Origin of the sequence: Flavobacterium sp. (assembly GCF_052437795.1) — a bacterium.
Classification (GTDB): Bacteria; Bacteroidota; Bacteroidia; order Flavobacteriales; family Flavobacteriaceae; genus Flavobacterium.
Genome location: NZ_JBQVPA010000002.1, coordinates 179,673 through 199,552 on the forward strand (window position 1 = coordinate 179,673; position 19,880 = coordinate 199,552).

The 19,880-nt window shown below is 46.6% G+C and carries 17 protein-coding genes and 1 tRNA gene; 14 read left to right on the forward strand and 4 right to left on the reverse strand.

Annotation, left to right across the window (positions count from 1 at the left end; all coding sequences use genetic code 11):
- The 9 genes from murD to ACT6R0_RS07510 all read left to right on the forward strand — a co-directional run bounded on the left by murD (position 1) and on the right by ACT6R0_RS07510 (position 10,147).
- A complete protein-coding gene (gene murD, locus ACT6R0_RS07470) occupies positions 1–1,338 on the forward strand; it encodes a UDP-N-acetylmuramoyl-L-alanine--D-glutamate ligase (protein ID WP_444652956.1) in 1,338 nt (445 codons plus the stop codon).
- 93 nt (positions 1,339–1,431) lie between these two features.
- A complete protein-coding gene (locus ACT6R0_RS07475; protein WP_444652954.1) occupies positions 1,432–2,742 on the forward strand; it encodes an FtsW/RodA/SpoVE family cell cycle protein in 1,311 nt (436 codons plus the stop codon).
- Between the two features lie 149 nt (positions 2,743–2,891).
- The gene (gene murG, locus ACT6R0_RS07480; RefSeq protein WP_444652952.1) at positions 2,892–3,983 is read left to right on the forward strand and encodes an undecaprenyldiphospho-muramoylpentapeptide beta-N-acetylglucosaminyltransferase; all 1,092 of its coding nucleotides are present in this window, start codon (positions 2,892–2,894) and stop codon (positions 3,981–3,983) included.
- A 21-nt stretch (positions 3,984–4,004) separates the two neighbouring features.
- Complete coding sequence (gene murC, locus ACT6R0_RS07485) at positions 4,005–5,354, forward strand: UDP-N-acetylmuramate--L-alanine ligase (protein ID WP_444652950.1); 1,350 nt, start codon at positions 4,005–4,007, stop codon at positions 5,352–5,354.
- Complete coding sequence (locus tag ACT6R0_RS07490; protein ID WP_444652948.1) at positions 5,341–6,063, forward strand: cell division protein FtsQ/DivIB; 723 nt, start codon at positions 5,341–5,343, stop codon at positions 6,061–6,063. The genes murC and ACT6R0_RS07490 overlap by 14 nt, the downstream gene beginning before the upstream one ends.
- Positions 6,064–6,066: 3 nt before the next feature.
- Positions 6,067–7,482 carry a cell division protein FtsA gene (gene ftsA / locus ACT6R0_RS07495; RefSeq protein ID WP_444652946.1) on the forward strand — a complete coding sequence of 472 codons (1,416 nt, stop codon included), beginning with the start codon at positions 6,067–6,069 and terminating at the stop codon, positions 7,480–7,482.
- 13 nt (positions 7,483–7,495) lie between these two features.
- Positions 7,496–9,469: a cell division protein FtsZ gene (ftsZ, locus tag ACT6R0_RS07500; RefSeq protein WP_444652945.1), complete on the forward strand. Its 1,974-nt coding sequence runs from the start codon at positions 7,496–7,498 to the stop codon at positions 9,467–9,469.
- A gap of 90 nt (positions 9,470–9,559) precedes the next feature.
- The gene (locus ACT6R0_RS07505; protein ID WP_444652944.1) at positions 9,560–10,009 is read left to right on the forward strand and encodes a GatB/YqeY domain-containing protein; all 450 of its coding nucleotides are present in this window, start codon (positions 9,560–9,562) and stop codon (positions 10,007–10,009) included.
- A 66-nt stretch (positions 10,010–10,075) separates the two neighbouring features.
- A tRNA-Arg gene (locus ACT6R0_RS07510) sits at positions 10,076–10,147 on the forward strand.
- Between the two features lie 41 nt (positions 10,148–10,188).
- On the opposite strand, the gene ACT6R0_RS07515 is transcribed toward ACT6R0_RS07510, so the two are convergent.
- Complete coding sequence (locus ACT6R0_RS07515; protein WP_444652943.1) at positions 10,189–10,623, reverse strand: hypothetical protein; 435 nt, start codon at positions 10,621–10,623, stop codon at positions 10,189–10,191.
- 104 nt (positions 10,624–10,727) lie between these two features.
- On the opposite strand from ACT6R0_RS07515, the gene ACT6R0_RS07520 reads away from it, so the two are divergent.
- Together ACT6R0_RS07520 and ACT6R0_RS07525 are read left to right on the forward strand one after the other, a co-directional pair.
- Positions 10,728–12,392 (forward strand): T9SS type A sorting domain-containing protein, encoded by a 1,665-nt coding sequence (locus ACT6R0_RS07520; RefSeq protein ID WP_444652941.1) that lies wholly within the window; start codon positions 10,728–10,730, stop codon positions 12,390–12,392.
- 85 nt (positions 12,393–12,477) lie between these two features.
- Positions 12,478–13,770, forward strand: coding sequence for a flavin monoamine oxidase family protein (locus ACT6R0_RS07525; RefSeq protein WP_444652939.1), 1,293 nt, complete (start codon positions 12,478–12,480; stop codon positions 13,768–13,770).
- Between the two features lie 63 nt (positions 13,771–13,833).
- Here ACT6R0_RS07525 and ACT6R0_RS07530 read toward each other — a convergent pair whose 3' ends face one another.
- Positions 13,834–15,327: a glycosyltransferase gene (locus ACT6R0_RS07530; RefSeq protein ID WP_444652938.1), complete on the reverse strand. Its 1,494-nt coding sequence runs from the start codon at positions 15,325–15,327 to the stop codon at positions 13,834–13,836.
- Positions 15,328–15,594: 267 nt separating this feature from the next.
- Here ACT6R0_RS07530 and ACT6R0_RS07535 point away from each other — a divergent pair, with 267 nt between their 5' ends.
- Positions 15,595–16,368: a phosphatase PAP2 family protein gene (locus ACT6R0_RS07535; RefSeq protein ID WP_444652937.1), complete on the forward strand. Its 774-nt coding sequence runs from the start codon at positions 15,595–15,597 to the stop codon at positions 16,366–16,368.
- A 67-nt stretch (positions 16,369–16,435) separates the two neighbouring features.
- Here the strand turns inward: ACT6R0_RS07535 and ACT6R0_RS07540 are convergent, their stop codons facing one another.
- Entirely contained in the window at positions 16,436–16,594 is a 159-nt protein-coding gene (locus tag ACT6R0_RS07540; protein WP_444652936.1) for a lmo0937 family membrane protein, read from the reverse strand.
- A gap of 190 nt (positions 16,595–16,784) precedes the next feature.
- On the opposite strand from ACT6R0_RS07540, the gene ACT6R0_RS07545 reads away from it, so the two are divergent.
- Positions 16,785–18,128, forward strand: coding sequence for an FAD-dependent oxidoreductase (locus ACT6R0_RS07545; protein ID WP_444652935.1), 1,344 nt, complete (start codon positions 16,785–16,787; stop codon positions 18,126–18,128).
- A gap of 66 nt (positions 18,129–18,194) precedes the next feature.
- Here the strand turns inward: ACT6R0_RS07545 and ACT6R0_RS07550 are convergent, their stop codons facing one another.
- Positions 18,195–18,563 carry a DMT family protein gene (locus tag ACT6R0_RS07550; RefSeq protein WP_444652934.1) on the reverse strand — a complete coding sequence of 123 codons (369 nt, stop codon included), beginning with the start codon at positions 18,561–18,563 and terminating at the stop codon, positions 18,195–18,197.
- Between the two features lie 431 nt (positions 18,564–18,994).
- Here ACT6R0_RS07550 and ACT6R0_RS07555 point away from each other — a divergent pair, with 431 nt between their 5' ends.
- Positions 18,995–19,852 (forward strand): DUF2755 family protein, encoded by an 858-nt coding sequence (locus tag ACT6R0_RS07555; protein WP_444652933.1) that lies wholly within the window; start codon positions 18,995–18,997, stop codon positions 19,850–19,852.
- Positions 19,853–19,880 lie beyond the last annotated feature (28 nt).

A 19,880-nucleotide genomic window follows, 5' to 3' on the forward strand; every position in this document is an offset into this window, starting at 1 on the left:
ATGGGAAAAAGGCTGGTAATACTCGGTGGAGGCGAAAGCGGTGTAGGTACTGCGATTCTCGGAAAGAAGAAAGGATATGATGTTTTCATCTCCGACTTCGGAAAAATAAAGAACAATTACAAGGAAGTATTGGCGCTTAACGGGCTGCCTTGGGAAGAGGAAAAACATACTGAGGCCCTGATACTGAATGCCGACCTGGTGATGAAGAGCCCGGGTATACCGGATAAATCGCCGATAGTGAAGAAATTGAAGGAAAAAGGCATCTCGATAATATCAGAAATAGAGTTTGCACAGCAGTTCATTGAAGTCGAGACCATAGGCATTACCGGAAGCAACGGCAAGACTACCACTACGATGCTCACACACCACCTGCTGAAACAGGGTTCGCTGAACTATGGGCTGGCAGGCAACATAGGGAAGAGCTTTGCGTGGCAGGTAGCTGAGAATAAGCATGAAGGGTATGTGTTGGAACTGAGCAGCTTTCAGCTCGACGGGATAGCCGATTACCGTCCGCACATTGCGGTGATAACCAACATTAGCCCCGATCATTTGGACAGGTACGATTACAAGTACGAAAATTACATAGCGGCCAAGTTCAGGATAACCATGAACCAGACGGAGAATGATTACCTGATCTATGATGCCGATGATGAGATAATAACAAAGTGGCTCAGTGAGCACGAGATCAAAGCAAAAAAGATCCCCTTTTCGCTAACGAAAAAAGTTGAAGGAGGGATCTATGTGGACAACGATACTATTATAAGCAATATAACAAACGAACAATTTACCATGCCAATAAACGAACTATCATTAGAAGGGAAGCACAATGTGAAGAATGCGATGGCGGCTACATCTGTAGGCCAGCTGATGCGCATTAGGAAAGACACCATCAGGGAAAGCCTTTCCAACTTCCAGGGCGTGGAGCACCGCCTCGAGAAGGTGCTGAAGATACAGAACGTGCAGTACATCAATGACAGTAAGGCGACCAACATCAACTCGACCTATTACGCGCTGGACAGCATGACGACGCCAACGGTATGGATAGTGGGTGGTGTGGACAAAGGGAATGACTATGACGAACTCATGGCGCTGGTACGTGAAAAGGTAAAGGCGATCGTGGTGCTTGGTGTAGATAACCAAAAGATCGTGAACGCATTTGGCAATGTAGTAGATGTAATGGTGGAAACCACCAGCATGGCTGAGGCTGTGAAAATAGCGCAGAAGTTGGCAGAAAAAGGGGATACGGTATTGCTATCGCCGGCCTGTGCAAGTTTCGACCTGTTCGAAAATTACGAAGAGCGTGGCAAGCAGTTCAAGAACGCCGTACAGAATTTATAATAACATAGCCGTAGAGATGCGTTGAATGTGTCCCGGCAAAATGAATACAAAAACTTGAGGCACACACAATGTGTCTCTGCAGAGGTATAAAAAATGAAAGAATTGATCAATAACCTAAAGGGAGATAAAGTCATCTGGTCATTCGTGGTCCTGCTGGCGCTTATCTCGTTCATGCCGGTTTTCAGCGCCAGTACCAACTTGGTGTATGTTATCGGCAAGGGCTCTACCATTGGTTACCTGGTTAAGCACCTCATGCACATACTCATTGGCTTTGGCCTTATTTACTTTGTGCACAAAGTGCCTTATCATTATTACAGAGGATTATCGCAACTGGCACTCCCGGTCGTAGCGCTGTTGCTGGTCTATACCTTTTTCCAGGGAACAGTGATCGACGGGGCTAATGCCAGCCGCTGGATCAAGGTGCCTTTTATTGGGGTGACATTCCAGACATCGGCGCTGGCCATGATCGTGCTTATGGTATATGTGGCGCGCTATCTGGCTAAAATGCAGGATAAGCCTATAACCTTCAAGGCATCGTTCTTTGAATTGTGGGTTCCGGTATTCATCATACTGGCGTTGATATTGCCGGCCAACTTTTCTACAGCGGCGCTCATCTTTTCGATGGTGTGCATGCTGGTGTTCGTGGGCAAATACCCGCTGAAATACCTCGGGGCGATCATCGCGATGGGTATTGCGATGCTTACACTGTTCGTGCTGCTCGCAATGGCCTTTCCTAAGGCCATGCCCAATAGGGTAGACACGTGGATGAGCCGTATAGAAAGGTTTACTACTGATGCGCCCGATGAGGACGATTACCAAATAGAAAAAGCCAAGATCGCCATAGCTACCGGTGGCATATACGGTCAGGGTCCGGGCAAGAGCATACAGAAAAACTTCCTGCCGCAGTCGTCATCCGACTTTATTTTCGCTATCATAGTGGAGGAGTACGGGCTGATAGGCGGACTTGGGGTACTGATGCTGTATATGATATTGTTCTTCAGGTTCCTGGTCACGGCGCATAAGGCACAAACAATGTTTGGCAAGCTGCTGATAGTAGGGCTTGGGTTCCCTATTATCTTCCAGGCGCTCATCAACATGGGAGTGGCGGTTGAGCTCCTCCCGGTCACGGGCCAGACACTGCCGCTGATAAGCAGTGGGGGAAGCTCGATATGGATGACATGTATTTCGATAGGCATCATCATCAGCGTTACGAAGAAGGAGGAAGAGATAGCGCAGGAAATGGAAGAGAAAGAGTTCAGGGAGCAGGCCCTTCAGCGCATGGTAGATGAGCACATCCTACGTGAAAAGCAAAGGGAGGAAGCCGAAGCGGCGGGCCTGGCACAACCGGCAGCATACTCGATAGAAGATGCATCTAACCCAATGAATGCGGTTTTTGGGAAGTAGGTTGTTAGATATTGGATTATTGGATTTTTAGACAGGAGATAATAGATAAAAGATAATAGACAAAGACCGTAACTGATTAGACATACCTCGCTCCCCTCTCCCTTGGAGAGGGGCTGGGGGTAAGGTCAAATAAAAAATAAACAATAAAAATGGCAGATCCGAAATTCATACTAAGCGGCGGCGGCACAGGGGGGCACATCTACCCTGCGATAGCTATTGCGGATGGATTGAAGCGCCGTTTCCCTGATAGTGAGATACTGTTCGTGGGTGCGAGTGACAAAATGGAAATGCAGAAGGTGCCGCAGGCAGGATACAACATAAAAGGCTTGTGGATCGCCGGTATACAAAGAAAACTGACGCTGGATAATGCCATGCTCCCGTTGAAGATGATGAGCAGCCTGTGGAAGTCACGCGGCATTGTCAAGAGCTTTAGGCCGGATGTGGTGATCGGTACGGGTGGTTTCGCAAGCGGGCCACTGCTAAAAGCTGCTTCATCGTTTGGGATCCCGACGGTGATACAGGAGCAGAATTCGTATGCGGGGATCACCAATAAATGGCTCTCGAAAAATGCGGATAAGATATGTGTGGCGTATGATGGCATGGAGCGATTTTTTCCGGCATCGAAGCTTGTGTTTACAGGCAATCCGGTGCGTCAGGACCTGATACATACCGAAGATAACAGGACAGAAGCGATAAAGAAATATGGATTAGACCCGGAGAAAAAGACCCTGTTGGTATTGGGCGGAAGCCTTGGGTCGATGCGTATCAATCAGCTGATAGCAAAGGAACTTATGTGGATGCTGGCGCAAAATGTGCAGGTGATATGGCAGTGTGGTAAGTTCTATTTTGAGGAGTACAGGCACTATGGCGATACAGATAACGTCCAGGTACTGTCGTTCATAGACAGGATGGATCTGGCATATGCCGCTGCAGATGTAGTGATATCAAGGTCGGGTGCGTCATCGGTGTCAGAGCTTTGCATTGTGGGCAAGCCTGTGATCTTCATACCGTCGCCCAATGTAGCTGAAGACCACCAGACTAAGAACGCCAAGTCTATCGTAGATAAAGATGGTGCACTGATGCTAAAGGAAGTGCAGCTGGATACACAGTTCCAGCCTGTGTTCGAAGATCTGCTTCGAAATGAAGACAAGCAGCGGAGGCTGGGTGAGAACATGAAAAAATTGGCAAAAGTAAATGCCACTAATTATATTGTTGAGGAAATAATAAAGTTGCTGAAGTAGTAAAGTTTCAAAGTAAAAAAAATGGATCTAAACCAAATACATAACGTCTATTTTGTAGGTATCGGAGGCATCGGGATGAGCGCCCTGGCCCGCTATTTCAAATTTATAGGCAAAAATGTAGCCGGCTATGACCGTACGCCCACCCATCTTACAGATGAGTTGAAGGCAGAGGGCATCCACATCCATTTTGAGGACAGGCTGGAACTGATCGCGCTTCCGTTCCTGAACAAGGAAAATACGCTCATAGTAGTTACGCCTGCCGTGCCGAAGCAGCACATGCAGTGGAACTATTTTCTTGATAATGGTTTTGTAGTGAAAAAACGCGCCGAAGTACTTGGGATCATCACTAAGGATACCTATTGCTTCGCGGTGGCTGGTACGCACGGAAAGACCACCACATCGAGCATACTGGGCCATGTGCTGTATGAGAGTGGTGTGGATGTTACAGCTTTTTTGGGAGGCATTGTAGAAAACTACAATAGTAACCTGATAGGAAGTGGCAAGACCGTAACGGTAGTAGAGGCAGATGAGTTTGACCGCTCGTTCCTGCACCTGCATCCGGATATGGCCTGTATTACATCGATGGATGCCGACCACCTTGATATTTATGGTGATGAGGCTGCGATCGTAGTGACCTTTATGGAATTTGCCGGTAAAGTAGAAGATAAAGAACATTTTTTCATAACCAACGGCCTTCCTCTGGAGGGGATAACGGTAGGTGTGAATGGCGGGGATTTTTCCGCAGATAATATCAGGATAGTGGATGGCTGGTATGAATTTGATGTTACTACACCAGCCGCAACTATAAGAAATATAAAATTTGGCCTTCCGGGACACCACAACCTTACGAATGCGCTACTGGCTCTGGCCATGGCGAGTACATATGGGGTGGCTTTAGAGGATATTGCAAAGGCACTGGAAACCTTTAAGGGTGTAAAAAGGAGGTTTTCGTACCAGATAAAAAAACCGGGACTGGTGTACATTGACGATTATGCGCACCACCCAACGGAGATCAACGCGGTACACCAGGCGGTAAGTGAGCTGTATCCGGGCAAAAAGGTCCTGGCAGTGTTCCAGCCGCACCTGTTTAGCCGCACAAGGGATTTTGCCGACGGGTTTGCCAAAAGCCTGTCAGCGTTCGGGAATATAGTACTGCTGGACATCTATCCGGCAAGGGAACTGCCTATGGAAGGGATCACCTCAAAATGGCTATTGGGTAAGATAGAGAACGAGAACAAAAAACTGGTAAGCAAAGCCGATCTGATACCGTTGCTCAGGATGACCGATGCGGAAGTGATCATCACGATAGGGGCAGGGGACATTGGCGAAATGGTACCGGAAATTAAAAAAGTTTTAGATGAAAAAAATTAAGTGGAACGACGTACGTCTGGTGCTCATGCTTGGTGCCGTGGTGTTCCTGTTCTCTTTCTCATCTAACCGGAATGAAAGCAGGGCGCTGAAGAAAGTTGATGTTATATTTGCTGACAATGAGGCGTTTATAACCCGTGATAAAGTTAATAAGTTGTTGATACAAAATTATGGCAGTGTTACGGGCATCAGGAAAGATAAATTAGATTTGAATAACGTGGAAAAAACACTCGATGCTGACCCTATGATAGACAAGGCAGAGGTTTTTACCACGATAGATGGCAGGCTTGAAGCTGTGGTAAGGCAGCGCCAACCGGTCGCCAGGATCTATAAAGGGGGGAATTCGTATTACATCGACAGTAAGGGGCGCCAAATGCCGCTGTCTGACAACTACACTGCAAGAGTGCCGATAGTTACCGGCGAGATCGACAGTGCGGATAACGACAAGCTGAACCGGCTGCTTAAGTACATTCATGAAGATGAGTTCTTAAAGAAGAACATCATTGGGGTGGAGGTATACGAGACCGGGGGCACGAGGATGAAGAGCAGGGGGTATGATTTTGACATCCTGTTCGGGAAGCCCATAAACATTGAGAAGAAGTTTAATAATTATAAGGCGTTCCTGCAGGAAGCCGTGAGGGATACATTGATCGAACAATACAAAACCATTAACCTGAAGTTTACGCAACAGGTAGTGTGCACCAAAAAATAGATTATGGAAAAAGACAACATTGCAGTAGGTTTAGACATCGGGACGACAAAGATCGTAGCGATGATAGGCAGAAAAAATGAGTATGGGAAACTGGAGATCCTTGGTGTGGGTAAGTCCAAAAGCCTTGGCGTTGCCAGAGGGGTTGTTAATAACATAACGCAAACGATCCAGTCGATACAGCAGGCCATACAGGAGGCTGAATCAGATTCAGGATACAAGATCAACGATGTGGTGGTAGGCATTGCGGGGCAGCACATTCGAAGCATCCAGCACAGCGACTACATTTCCAGGAACAATCCGGAGGAAGTGATAGGCGATGCCGATATCGACTTGCTGATAAACCAGGTGCACAAGCTGGCAATGCTGCCGGGTGAGGAGATCATCCATGTATTGCCGCAGGAATTCAAGATCGACGGGCAGAACGAGATAAAAGAACCGATAGGAATGTACGGCGGCAGGCTGGAAAGCAGCTTCCACGTGGTGGTAGGACAGGCATCGTCTATCCGTAACGTGGGCCGTTGCATCAAAAGCTCCGGGCTTGATCTTTCGGGATTGACACTGGAGCCACTGGCATCTGCGGATGCGGTATTGAGCCAGGAAGAAAAAGAGGCCGGTGTAGCGCTTATTGACATAGGCGGCGGTACGACTGACCTTGCCATCTTTAAAGACGGCATTATCCGTCATACGGCAGTTATCCCTTTTGGGGGCAACGTGATCACGGATGACATCAAGGAAGGGTGCTCGATCATAGAAAAGCAGGCGGAATTGCTAAAGACCAAATTTGGTTCGGCATGGCCGGGCGAGAATAAAGACAACGAGATCGTATCGATCCCGGGACTTCGCGGTCGTGAGCCAAAGGAAATATCATTAAAGAACCTATCTAAGATCATCCATGCCCGTGTGGTGGAGATCATTGAGCAGGTGTTTGCCGAGATAAAAATGTACGGTCATGAAGACCCTCGCAAAAAGCTGATAGCAGGCATTGTGCTTACCGGTGGTGGTGCGCAGCTTAACCATATCAAGCAGCTGGTGGAATACATAACAGGAATGGATACCCGCATAGGCTACCCGAACGAGCACCTGGCAGGCAACAGCGAGGAGGAGATCTCGAGCCCGCTGTATGCCACGGCAGTTGGTTTGGTTATGAACAGCTTGCGCAACAATACCTACAGCGCAACACCGCTTGTAGAGTTGCAAAAACCTGTAGAGCAGCCTGTGGTAAGGCATCAGCCGCAGCCACAGCCGATAATAAATACTGTTGTTGCGCCCGAGCCAATAGTGGAGCAGGAGCTGGAAACCGTAGCGGTGGCAGCCGAACCGTCACGCAATTCGAATGAAAGCACTGAGAAGAAGGTAAAGAGGTCGTTTTTCGACAAGTATATAGACAAGATCAAAGATTTTTTAGATAACGCAGAATAAAAACCCGATGGATATGATGAACACAGAATTTGGAAGCATTTCGTTTGATCTACCCAAAAATCAATCGAACGTGATCAAGGTAATTGGTGTTGGCGGAGGCGGTAGCAACGCGATAAACCACATGTTTAAGCAGGGGATCAAAGGTGTTGATTTTATTGTCTGCAATACAGATTCGCAAGCATTGCAAAACAGTCCGGTCCCAAACAAGATACAGCTTGGGGTAGGCCTTACCGAAGGGCTTGGTGCGGGTGCGAACCCTGAAGTAGGCCAGCAGTCGGCGCTGGAAAGCATCGACGACATCGAGAAGATGCTGGATACCAATACAAAAATGATATTCATAACTGCGGGCATGGGCGGCGGTACCGGTACCGGTGCGGCTCCTGTTATCGCACAGTTGGCCAAGGAAAGGGACATTCTTACCGTAGGCATCGTGACCATACCGTTCCAGTTTGAAGGAAAGGTGAGGGGCGAGCAGGCGCTTGCAGGTGTGGAAAGGCTGCGCAAGCAGGTAGACTCCCTTATCGTGATCAACAATAATAAGCTTCGTGAAGTGTACGGAAACCTTGGCTTTAAGGCCGGTTTCTCGAAAGCGGATGAAGTATTGGCAACGGCCTCAAGGGGTATTGCCGAAGTAATTACGCACCACTACACGCAAAATATTGACCTTAAAGATGCCAAGACCGTACTTAGCAACAGCGGTACTGCCATAATGGGTTCATCGTTGGCTTCGGGTGATAACCGTGCCAAGGATGCCATTATTGACGCACTGGATTCGCCACTATTGAACGATAATAAGATCACTGGCGCGAAAAACGTACTATTGCTTATCGTTTCGGGTACTACCGAGATCACTATCGATGAGATCGGCGAGATCAACGACCATATCCAGTCGGAGGCAGGGCATAACGCCAACATCATTATGGGTGTGGGCGAAGATGAATCGTTGGGTGACTCTATTGCCGTGACCATCATCGCGACAGGTTTCAATGTGGAGCAGCAGAACGAGATCGTTAACACCGAGCCTAAAAAGATCATCCACGCGCTGGAGGAAGACCAAAGGCTTGTGCGCGATCTTACGCAGTCTCCTATAGTGCCATCATTCGATCTTCCTGCGCGTGTTGCTGAAATACCGAAGCCTGAAGTAAGCGCGGCTCCTGTAGTTGAGGAAAAAATAGTTTTTGCGCTTGAGGAGGAAGTAACAGAAGAAAAAAAGCCTATAGCTGAAGTTGTTGAAGCGCCTGTTGCTGAAGCGCCTGCGTTCCCATCTTCAGAATACATCAATAACCTTGACGTTTTCTTTGAGATCGTAACGCCCGAAAAAGCGCCGGCTCCGGTACAGCAGTTCCAGATAAAGGATGTAAGGGAGATCGAAGTGATCGATGCAGAATTTGTGATCGTTGAGAAAGAGCAGGAGCAATTTGCCTTTTCATTCGACCTGTCAATTGATAATGTAAGGAAAGAAGAGCCGATCTTGTTCAGCCTTACGGAGGAGACCCGTGCTATAAAAGTGAACGAGCCTGTGCAGGTAGTTCCGGTAACGGAAGTGAACGAGGCAGGGGTTATACGCTATTCGCTTGACGATTATCTGGAGAAAGAAGCTGAGTTGCTGGAGTCAAAACCGGTTGCCAAAGTAGAAGAAAAGATCGCGCCCGAGCTTGATCTTACCGTAAGGAGGACAGAGCAGCCGGAGACGGCAAGGTTCAATCCGAACGATAGTCTTTCGCCGGTAGAGATGACCATAGAAGATACGCTTCGCCTTAGGGCAGAGGAGCGCAGGAGGAAGATGAAGGAATTTAACTATAAATTCCATAACAGCGCTTCTAAAGTAGATGAGTACGAAAGGGAACCGGCCTACAAAAGGATGGGTATAGACCTGAACGATCCCCGTACAGACAATAGCAAGTCCCGTTTGTCATTGGGCATGGACAGTAACGACGACCTACAGTTGCGTTCGAACAATTCGTTCCTGCATGATAACGTGGATTAAACTAACCCAAATGTGAACCTTAACCCGAAAATATCTTAGTATTTTCGGGTTATTTTTTTATCTTCGCAAGCACATTTTAAACACTGTATTATGAATTTACAGACACAGATCATGGACGAGATGAAAACCGCCATGAAAGCAAAAGATACCGTTGCCCTTGAATCGCTCAGGGCTATTAAATCAGCCATACTTATCGCCCAGACAGAGAGCGGGGCGAAGGAAGAACTATCGCAGGAAGAAGAGATAAAAATGCTGCAAAGGCTGGTAAAACAACGTAAGGACAGCGCTGCAATATATATTGAGCAGGGCCGCCAGGACCTCGCCGACCCGGAACTGGCCCAGGTTGCCGTGATCGAGAAATTCCTGCCCGCGCAAATGGGTGAAGAAGAAGTGGAAGCATTGGTCAAAAAGATCATTGCCGATAACGGATTTTCAGGCATGGCCGATATGGGTAAAGTAATGGGTATCGCATCAAAGGAGCTTGCAGGCCAGGCGGATGGCAAAACGATATCGAACGCTGTTAAGAAAGCGCTGGCATAGTTTCAGGTTTCGGGTTTCGAGTTTCACGTTAAGCAAACTGAAATTTGAAACCCGAAGCAAAAGATAGGCTCCATAGTTCAATGGATAGAATTTCAGATTCCGGTTCTGAAGATTTGGGTTCGAATCCCGATGGAGTCACAAAACCTCAGTTTATGCTGGGGTTTTTATTTTGCAGGGAATTATCTTTTCCTGAGCCAGATCCCATACAGCATCAATAGAGAGCCAAGGAAAAAAATGACCCGTACCCCATTCCGGATCACCTGCTCATTTTTAACAAGGAACCGTACCGGGAAGCGGTCACTATTTACAGCATTGTGGGTAGTATGGAATTTTAGCTGCATGTCAATGATATGATCTGCGGCGATGATAATGATATTCGTAAGCAGGATCGTGAGTATTGAGAGTATTATCCCGAAGAATATGTTTTTGAATGGATCGTCAGGGCGCATGCCAATTATTTTCATTGCCAGCATTACCAGGATGGCTGTCACAAAGGTTATAGGAATCCCCCATCCCAAAAACTTCAGGTATTTCATTTTTGCAGTACCATCAGGTATCCTCAAAATTAGTAACAGGTTGATGGCTGCGAATGCCAGGTAAAATATAATTTTCATAGTGGTGATCGTCTTGCGGAAATATACTTATACGTTTGCAAATTTAATGTTAACGAAACATCTTTATTCCTAAATTTGCCCCCAACTCATAGATAACCATACAAATGCAAAAAATTACACGCTATTTACTCCTGTTATCCATCTTCGCCTTCGGGATGGACCTTAAGGCCCAAACCACCATACTCGATGAGACCCTGATGACCCAGCAAAGCTTCAATACCTTTACGGCTGTAAGTGTATCGGGTACGCAGGGATGGAATTTCAGCGCTCAATACGGGGCAGTGTGCAGTGGATTCTCGAACAGCCAAAGCAATGCCAACGAAGACTGGTTCATAAGCCCGGAATTGGATATGTCGGGCCTGGATAATTTAAAGATAAGCTTCAGCCATGCCAGAGGTCCGGCCCCCATGATCAATGTGGGTGTGGCCCAGGGCTGGTACAAAGTATTTGCGACAAGCGGCTATACCGGCAACCCTGCCACTACGGCATGGGTAGAGGTTACTGGGGTAAATCAAAACATTACCGATGGCTGGCAATATATCTCATCCGGTGAAGTAACGGTGCCCACATCGGCTTTATCACCGCAAACGCGCATAGCTTTCCGCTACATGAGCAGCAATACACAAAGCGCCACATGGGAAATAAAGAACGTAAAGGTGACCGGCGAGCAGGAAGGCACAGAGTCGTTTAAGGTGACCAATTGGAATGTTGAATGGCTTGGCTGTACGGATTTTGGCCCTGAAGATGAAAGCGGCCAGCTAAGCAATGTTGTCCAGGCCATGCTGCTGATGGATTCGGACGTGTATTGCCTGCAGGAAGTGATCAATACGCCATCTGCTCCTACCGTCGCATCCCTTGTCGCGCAAATGGGCAGCAGCCAGTGGGGCGGTGCCATTGTACCGGCCAACACAGGCTATTGTAACCAAAGGCAGGCGATCATCTATAAAAAATCGAGGGTGCAGCTGGTAAGTTCCCAGGAGTTGAGCAATGGTAACGGATCTCAGGGAAATTCGTATGCGACCAACTGGTCAGGCGGCAGGTTCCCTTCGGTATATAACATCAATTTTGTTTCAGGGAGCACGACCATACCGGTCTCGCTTGTGAATATCCACGCAAAGGCAGAGGATGGGAACGCAACCAGCTATACACGCAGGAAAGGCGGCTCGGAAGGGTTGAAAGGCATACTGGACGGTGCGGCTTACAATACCAAAAATATAGTCGTGATCGGCGATTTCAACGATTACCTGGTTGGGACTACGAGCGAAGCCTGCAATTGCAGCATTTCTCCATTTAAGAATTTTATGGACGATACCGCGCGCTACACGGGCATAACTCAAAATATCATAGATGTAGATAACGACTGGGGTAACCATCCAATTATTGAAAATATCATTATTTCGAATGAGTTGGTGGATAATTATGTTGCCAACAGCGCTGTGCAGGAAACAGATCTCCCGAACCAGATCTTCGGCTATTACAATACTACATCCAACCACTTGCCGGTATCAGCAAGGCTCCAGTTCGAAGTGCTTGGCACGCCAGTATTTGAAAAGGCTGCATGGGCAGTATATCCGAACCCGGTGAGGAACGAATTGAATATTACTGCAACAGCCCCGTTAGAGGATAAACTAACTGCGATTTACGACCTTACCGGCAGGCAGGTTTTTTCCGGCGAGATCAAAGGCGAAAGCATCAATGTAAGTATGCTTCCGGCGGGGATCTACATCCTGAAGCTGGATGGCAGGAGCCAGAAGTTTGTAAAAGAATAGTTTTTTAAAATACAGGAGAAGGGTAAATGTAGGAATGCATTTGCCCTTCTTCTTTTTTGTAACTTCGATATCTAAATAATATATAATGAGATCGGATATATTGATTATTGGTGCGGGCGCATCGGGCCTCATGGCGGCATATACTTTGGTTAAAGCCGGAAAAAAAGTTGCCGTACTTGAGGCGCGTGACCGCACAGGCGGGCGTATCCATACCATTGAAGGCAGGGGTTTCTCTGGGCCGGTCGAGTTAGGTGCTGAATTCGTGCACGGCAACCTGCCGGTTACATTAGGGCTGTTAAAGGAAGCTGGTATCGGTTATAGCGATGTGGGGTTTGAAATGTGGCAGCACCATAATGGAAAGTTGGAGCAAAGCATAGCGTTCGTAGATGGTTGGGATGCCTTTTTAGAAAAGCTGAACGGTTTGGCAGAGGATATGCCCATACTTGATTTCATTGAGCAAAATTTTGGAGGGGAAAAGTATGCCAATATGCGCCGCCAGATCGTAGATTATGTGTCGGGTTATGATACAGCCGACGTGAAGGATGTAGGTGCGTTTGCCCTTCGCAACGAATGGAACCATGAAGACGAGGATGCCCAGCACCGCATTAACGGAGGCTACTGCAGGGTGATCGATCTCCTGGCGGGAACCGTACAGGATGCGGGTAATGCGATATATCTCAATAGCGTTGTCAAGGAAATAATTTGGGAACGAGGATCGGTCAAAGCAATTACTGCTGACGGTACTGCTTTTGAAGGAGGAGAAGCCATTGTTGCACTGCCGCTGGGAGTTTTGCACAATAAGGAGGGCGAAGGAGCTGTAAAATTCTGTCCGCCGATAAACGAGCAGGAAAAAGCGTTTAGTGGTATCGGTTTTGGCTCAGTGATAAAAGTACTGCTTGAGTTTGATACGATCTTTTGGGAGAAAGGTGGCGTTGACGCGGACCTCTCCTCTATGGGGTTCCTGTTTAGTGATGAAGCTATCCCGACGTATTGGACACAAGCGCACCAACGCAGCTCGCTGCTTACGGGATGGCTGGGTGGCCCTCCTGCACATTTGCAAAAAGACACTTCCGCGGAAACGGTATTGGATATGGCATTGGTTTCATTAGCGAATATTTTTAAGACCGGTCCTGAGGAATTGCGGAGCAGGCTGGTAGCCTGGCATGTCGCCAACTGGACGGCAGAGCCTTTTAGCTTAGGGTCGTATGCATATGACAAGGTGGAAAGCGCCAAGGCACGGATACTTTTATCGCAACCGGTTGATAATACCATACTCTTTGCCGGGGAATATTTATACGAAGGCCCTGCTATGGGTACTGTAGAGGCAGCACTGACAAGTGGAAGGGATGTTGCTCATAAACTTCTGGAGATCATATAAAAAAAATGCCGCATCGCGATCGATACGGCATCTAAAAGCACTACCTTTTTAAAAATAATATCGTTAAGCGATCTCGCGGGTCAGCCATCCGCGTTTATGTGCGGTCGCTATGGCATATGGCGTGATCCAGAACAGCGCGAAAGTATATAATATGCTGTAGGAGTATGCCCAGACAGACTCGGCAATGCTGTGCCTTTTAGCGTAAAACAATACAGGAAAGCTTGAGAACACAAGTATGCCGAATATGGTAGAACTTAGGAACAGCACAGGGTGTATCACTATGAAAAAAACCATGAACAGCAGGAATGGATAGGTCATGATCAGCCTCATTGATTGGTTAAGGAACAGCAGCCTGGCACCCAGCTTTGAGCCCACCCTGAAGTTTTTGAAAACGAATTTTCCCATCATAATGTTTTCGCGCACATTGCTTCGGTCCCAACGAATGAACATTTTGTACAATCCGCTGTATTTCTCCGGCACGTTTGTCAATACGTGGGCATTGCGTTGGAACAATACTTTAAAACCCTGTTTCAGTATCATGTTGGTCATGGCACGGTCTTCACCAATGTCCGACGGCTGGCCCATGAACGTTTGATTGATCCACTCCTCAAGGCAGTTGAATACCGCATCCCTCCTGTAAGCGGATAGCGCGCCCGGCGTACACATCACGGTACCCAGCATGCTTTCGGCAGAGCGTACGAATTCAAAGCTCAGCGCAAAACTCACATTCAGCATTTTAGGCAGTATTGCATTGCCGCTGTTCAGCACTTTCACGTTCCCGGCTACAGCGCCGCAGTCTTTATTGGTCACAAATGGCGTTACCAGGTTGCGGAGGGTGTCGGTTTTTACTACAGAGTCACTGTCTACAGTTACGAACACCTCGCCTGTACCCATGTTGAAACCACGGTATAATGCATGGCGTTTGCCTTTGTTCTCGGGCTGCTGGAAAATAGTCACGCGGTCGCCCAGCTTTGCTTTGGCCTTTTGCATCCATTGCCATGTATCATCTTTACTGCCATCATCAATGGCAAGGAGTTGCATTTTTTCTTCAGGATATTTGCTGGCGGCGAGGCTCATCAGTGTATCATATACCAATCGCCCCTCGTTATATGCGGGCACGATCACGGTAACGGTAGGGAGCAATTCGTCTGAAACAGAAGGGATCGACTTGTATCTCATGTACAGCACTACGTTGTAAATGAAGAATCCGACCTTGAACAGCAATAACGCCGAGGCAACTATCAGGAACGGAAAACCCCATGATGAGTTGATCCTGTCAGTGTTGAACTGCTCAAGATCCTCCTTGAACTCATATACAAGGTAACCTGAAAGCGCCATAATGATAAATGTGCTTACAAGCACAAAGCGTCCCATCGCGCTTATCTTCTGCTTCGGTTTTGGAGCTTCAGTGGTTATATTTGGTGCAGAAGCAATATTCTTTTTCGGGATATTTACATTACCGGTCAATACAAAATTAGTAATAGGCCCTCCGGCCATTCCAGTGGCTGCCGTAAAAGTATATGGTTGGTTGGTTGTTGTAATTATTCCGTTTTTCATGGTGCAACATTTATTGTTATGGCAAAGGTTAGGCAACCCCTGTGCCACTATGGTAATATTACTGGGATGTAGTGTTTTACAGTTTTTAGCAAAATTTATATAGTGTGGAATTTCCTGCAAAAGTGTGGAATTATTCTACACTTTTTCCAGGCAGGTGATCCAAACACAGATGTTAAAAGCTTCTTAATTTGTTAAATATCAGTGTCATGGATACTTTGGGCATACTCCTTGCGTTATCAATAGCCTATTGATGATGAAAAGGACTGAATGAAGAAGAAACTCGCATTGTGGCTTTCCGTATCCGGGATGCTATGCCTCCACGCGCAAGAAAAGATCGTTATTGGGAATGACACCCTTGTGAACCAGACTAAAATTTCCGGTGACGCATCGGTGTACAAAAAACTCCTGGTGCCTACTTTATTAGTAGGTTACGGTGCCATGGGCCTGTGCAGCGATGAATTGAGGAGCATTAATTCCAATGTTCGTGTAAGTGTGAACGGAGAGCGGGGCCAGCGCACCAATATTGATGATTATTCCAGATATGCGCCCGTAGCGGCTGTTTATGCGCTAAACCTGGCAGGGGTGCAGGGAAAGCATAACTTTCGCGATCGCACCATTATCCTGGCGACATCGCACCTTATCATGTGCGGGTCGGTAATGGGGATGAAAAAGCGTGCAGGTGTTACCCGCCCCGACGGCAGTACTGATAATTCGTTCCCATCCGGGCATACGGCAACAGCCTTTGCTGGTGCGGAATTCATGTGGCAGGAATATAAGGACGTATCGGTTTGGTACGGTGTTGCGGGCTATGTAGTGGCAACAGGTACCGGATTGCTGCGCATTTATAATGACAGGCACTGGCTAACGGATGTAGCTGCCGGGGCAGGCATAGGTATACTGAGCACCAAGCTGGCCTACTGGATACACCCCTGGATGCAAAAACAGCTTTTTGGAAATAAAGAGGAGAGGAAATATACGGCCCTTGCCGCGCCATTTTACAACGGTGAACAATTAGGGTTGAGTATTGCGATACGTTTTTAATGCCAAAAATCCCTCACGGGGAGGGATCTTGTAATGTACTTTTGTTTTCGGTTATTGACGGATATAACTACGGCCTCCTGCCAACGGCAAGCCTGTAAAGTATTCCGATAATTGCCAATACTAATAAGATGTGGATAAGGCTACCTACAGATTCTGCAAAGCCAAAGTACCCCACAAGCCATCCTATGATCAGGATTACAACGATTAACCAAACTAAATCTCTCATGATCGTAATATTTTAAATAGTTAGTGAGATAAAATTACTTCTTTCAATAGAGTATAGTTAATTAATTAAGAATCCTTTAATAGCTAAAGTTTTCTTAACAGTTAAGTCTGAACAGCTACGCAAATAAATGAGTAAAATCATTTCGCCTGCCCTTTAATTGCCTACTTTTGCCTTACTTACATTATTGTGCATGCAAACTCCCTTAAAAATAGCCATAGTAGGCTCGGGCCTTGTGGGTTCCCTATTGGCGATTTACCTTAAAAAAGCCGGCCATACCGTTCATGTTTATGACCGCAGCCCCGATATCAGAAAGGTTAACTTCTCCGGACGCTCCATCAACCTGGCCATGTCCAACCGTGGCTGGCGGGCACTGGATGATATGGGTCTTGGAGATGCGATAAGGGAGATAGCGATACCAATGGACAAGCGGGCCATACATACTGTTGGCCAGCCGCTAAACTATCTTTATTACGGTAAGGAGGGGGAGAGTATTTACTCGTTGTCGCGCGGGGTGCTGAACCGTAAGATGGTAACCCTCGCCGAAGAGGCTGGCGCGGAGTTCTTTTTCGACACCCGTGTGTGGGATGTGACCATGGCCACTGCTACGCTGCATACCGGCGAAACCGAGCAGGGCGCGTGGGATGAAAGGAAGTACGACATCGTGTTTGGTGCCGATGGGGCATTTTCAAGGGTACGCCACCGAATGCAGCGACAGAATATGTTCAACTATTCGCAGGAATTCCTCAATACAGGCTATAAGGAATTGCATATCCCGGCTAATGAGGACGGCACGCACAAGCTAGATATGAATTCATTCCATATATGGCCGCGCGGCGAATTCATGCTGATAGCCATGCCCAATCTGGACGGTACCTTTACCTGTACGTTGTTCATGCCGTTTACAGGCGAAAATTCGTTTGAGTCGTTAAAAGACAGGGAAACCCTTGAAGCATTCTTTTTAAAGTATTTCCCTTCGACCACTGATGTTATGCCCGACCTGGTAGAGGATTTCTTTAAAAACCCTACAAGTACGCTGGTCACCATGAAATGCTATCCGTGGACATTTGAAGATAAAGTAGCCCTGATTGGGGATGCCTGCCATGCGATAGTCCCCTTTTACGGACATGGCATGAATGCGGGATTTGAGGATATTACCATCCTGAGCCAGCTAATGGAGCAGTATGGCGATGACTGGAAGACCATATTTAGTGAGTACCAGGAAAGCCGCAAGCCGAATGCGGATGCCATTGCTGAATTGTCTTACCGCAATTTCATGGAAATGAGCTCTGATACTGCTAACCCGGATTTCATCCTTCGCAAAAAGATAGAAAAGCGCTTTTCTGAAAAATATCCCGACAAGTGGCTGCCATTGTATAGCCGCGTAACGTTTAGCCACCGCCCTTATGCTGAGGCGCTTGCCCTGGGCGACCGCCAAAAAGCCATTATGGATGAAGTGATGCTGACGGATGGCCTGGCCGAGAAGTGGGATTCGCCGGAGGTGGATGGAAAGATACTGGAACTTTTGGAAGGGTAGGGTTTAGCCTTTGCAGTTACACTTCGGTTTCAAAACTTCTCGATTTTAGAACTTTGAAGTCTGAAATTATTTCTTGAAAATAAAATATACCGCCAGCACCAGGAATAAAAAGCCTACAGCGTGGTTCCAGCGAAATGTTTCCCCTTTAAAGAAGAGGAGCATGAATACTGTAAATACGACCAGGGTGATCACTTCCTGTATTACCTTTAATTGCAGCAATGTAAAGGGGCCGCCATTCTCGTTATACCCCATTTTATTTGCAGGCACCTGGAAAAAGTATTCGAACAACGCCAGTCCCCAGCTTATGAATACAATAGCGATGAGCCCCAAATTCTCAAACCATTTCAACTCCTTGAATTTCAGGTGGCCATACCACGCGAGTGTCATGAAAATGTTGGAGAGGACGAGAAGGCCGATAGTGAAAAATCCTTTCATTAGTATGGATAATTGTTGTTCCTAAAACGTTTTTTGTAGATCGTGTTGTATTATTTTATGGCAAAATAATACCATATATTTATTTAAATTGTGAATTTACAGATTAAAATCACTTTGTCAAATAAATTTACAATGCTCGCACAATAATTATATTGGAATTATGTTATTAGTAGGTAATTCGTATTATTAAATTAAAATTTTATCAAATAATCGGTTTATGTAAGTTAAATTAAAAAATGTATAGGCAAATAGTTTTTATGCTCGGTTTTGACAGCATTATGATTACGATAAATTACTGTTAAGAATTAAGAAAAAAAATCAATTTGTTTTTTTTTATGGCGTAATGGTATAAATTTGCCAGTCTTATACAGCTAAATTTTAACAACAAAAGACTATTATTAAAAAATCAGAAAACTAAATTTTTAAAAGAAATGGCAAACGCATCTATTCAGAAGGTTGAAAAAAATGGAGGTTCTTCTACAGGATCTAATGTATTCGCAGCACTAACTATCGTGCTTTGTTTGATAGTAGGCGCCCTGGTGTGGAAATTTGTAATGGGAGCTCCAGGTAATTTTCAAAATGCCGCAGAGATGAGGAATGGCGCTGAAGCAGGCGAGCCGATCGCGGGGAACTACCTTGCAATGGTTTACAAAGGAGGGTATGTAGTACCGGTACTTATGGGCCTATTGCTAATGACGGTGGTATTCTCTATTGAGCGTCTGTTCGTTATCGGAAAAGCGGCAGGTAAAGGAAATGTTGAGTCTTTCGTAAGGAAAGTACAGGGCCAGATCGCTGCAGGCAATATCAACGAGGCTATGGCTGAGTGCGACAAGCAGCAAGGTACTGTGGCTAACGTTGTAAAGGCGGGCCTTTTGAAATATGAAGAAGTGAAGAGGGAAGGCTTTGACAGCGAAAGGGCTGAAGCTGCCATCCAGCAGGAAATAGAAGAAGCTACATCGCTTGAGATGCCAATGCTTGAGAAGAACCTTGTGATCATCTCTACGCTTGTATCTATCGGTACGCTAATGGGTCTTCTTGGTACGGTAACAGGTATGATCAAGGCGTTCTCGGCTCTTGGAGCAGGTTCTACGCCAGATTCATCACAGCTTGCTAACGGTATCTCTGAAGCGCTTATCAACACAGCTACAGGTATCTCGACTTCAACTATCGCGATCATCGCTTACAACGCGTTCACGTCTAAAATTGACAAGCTTACTTACTCTATTGATGAGGCTGGTTTTGCCATCACCCAAACCTACAGGAGGTTCAGGGCTCGTGCGAACAACTAGTTATCAGTAATTGTAAAACATATAAGTG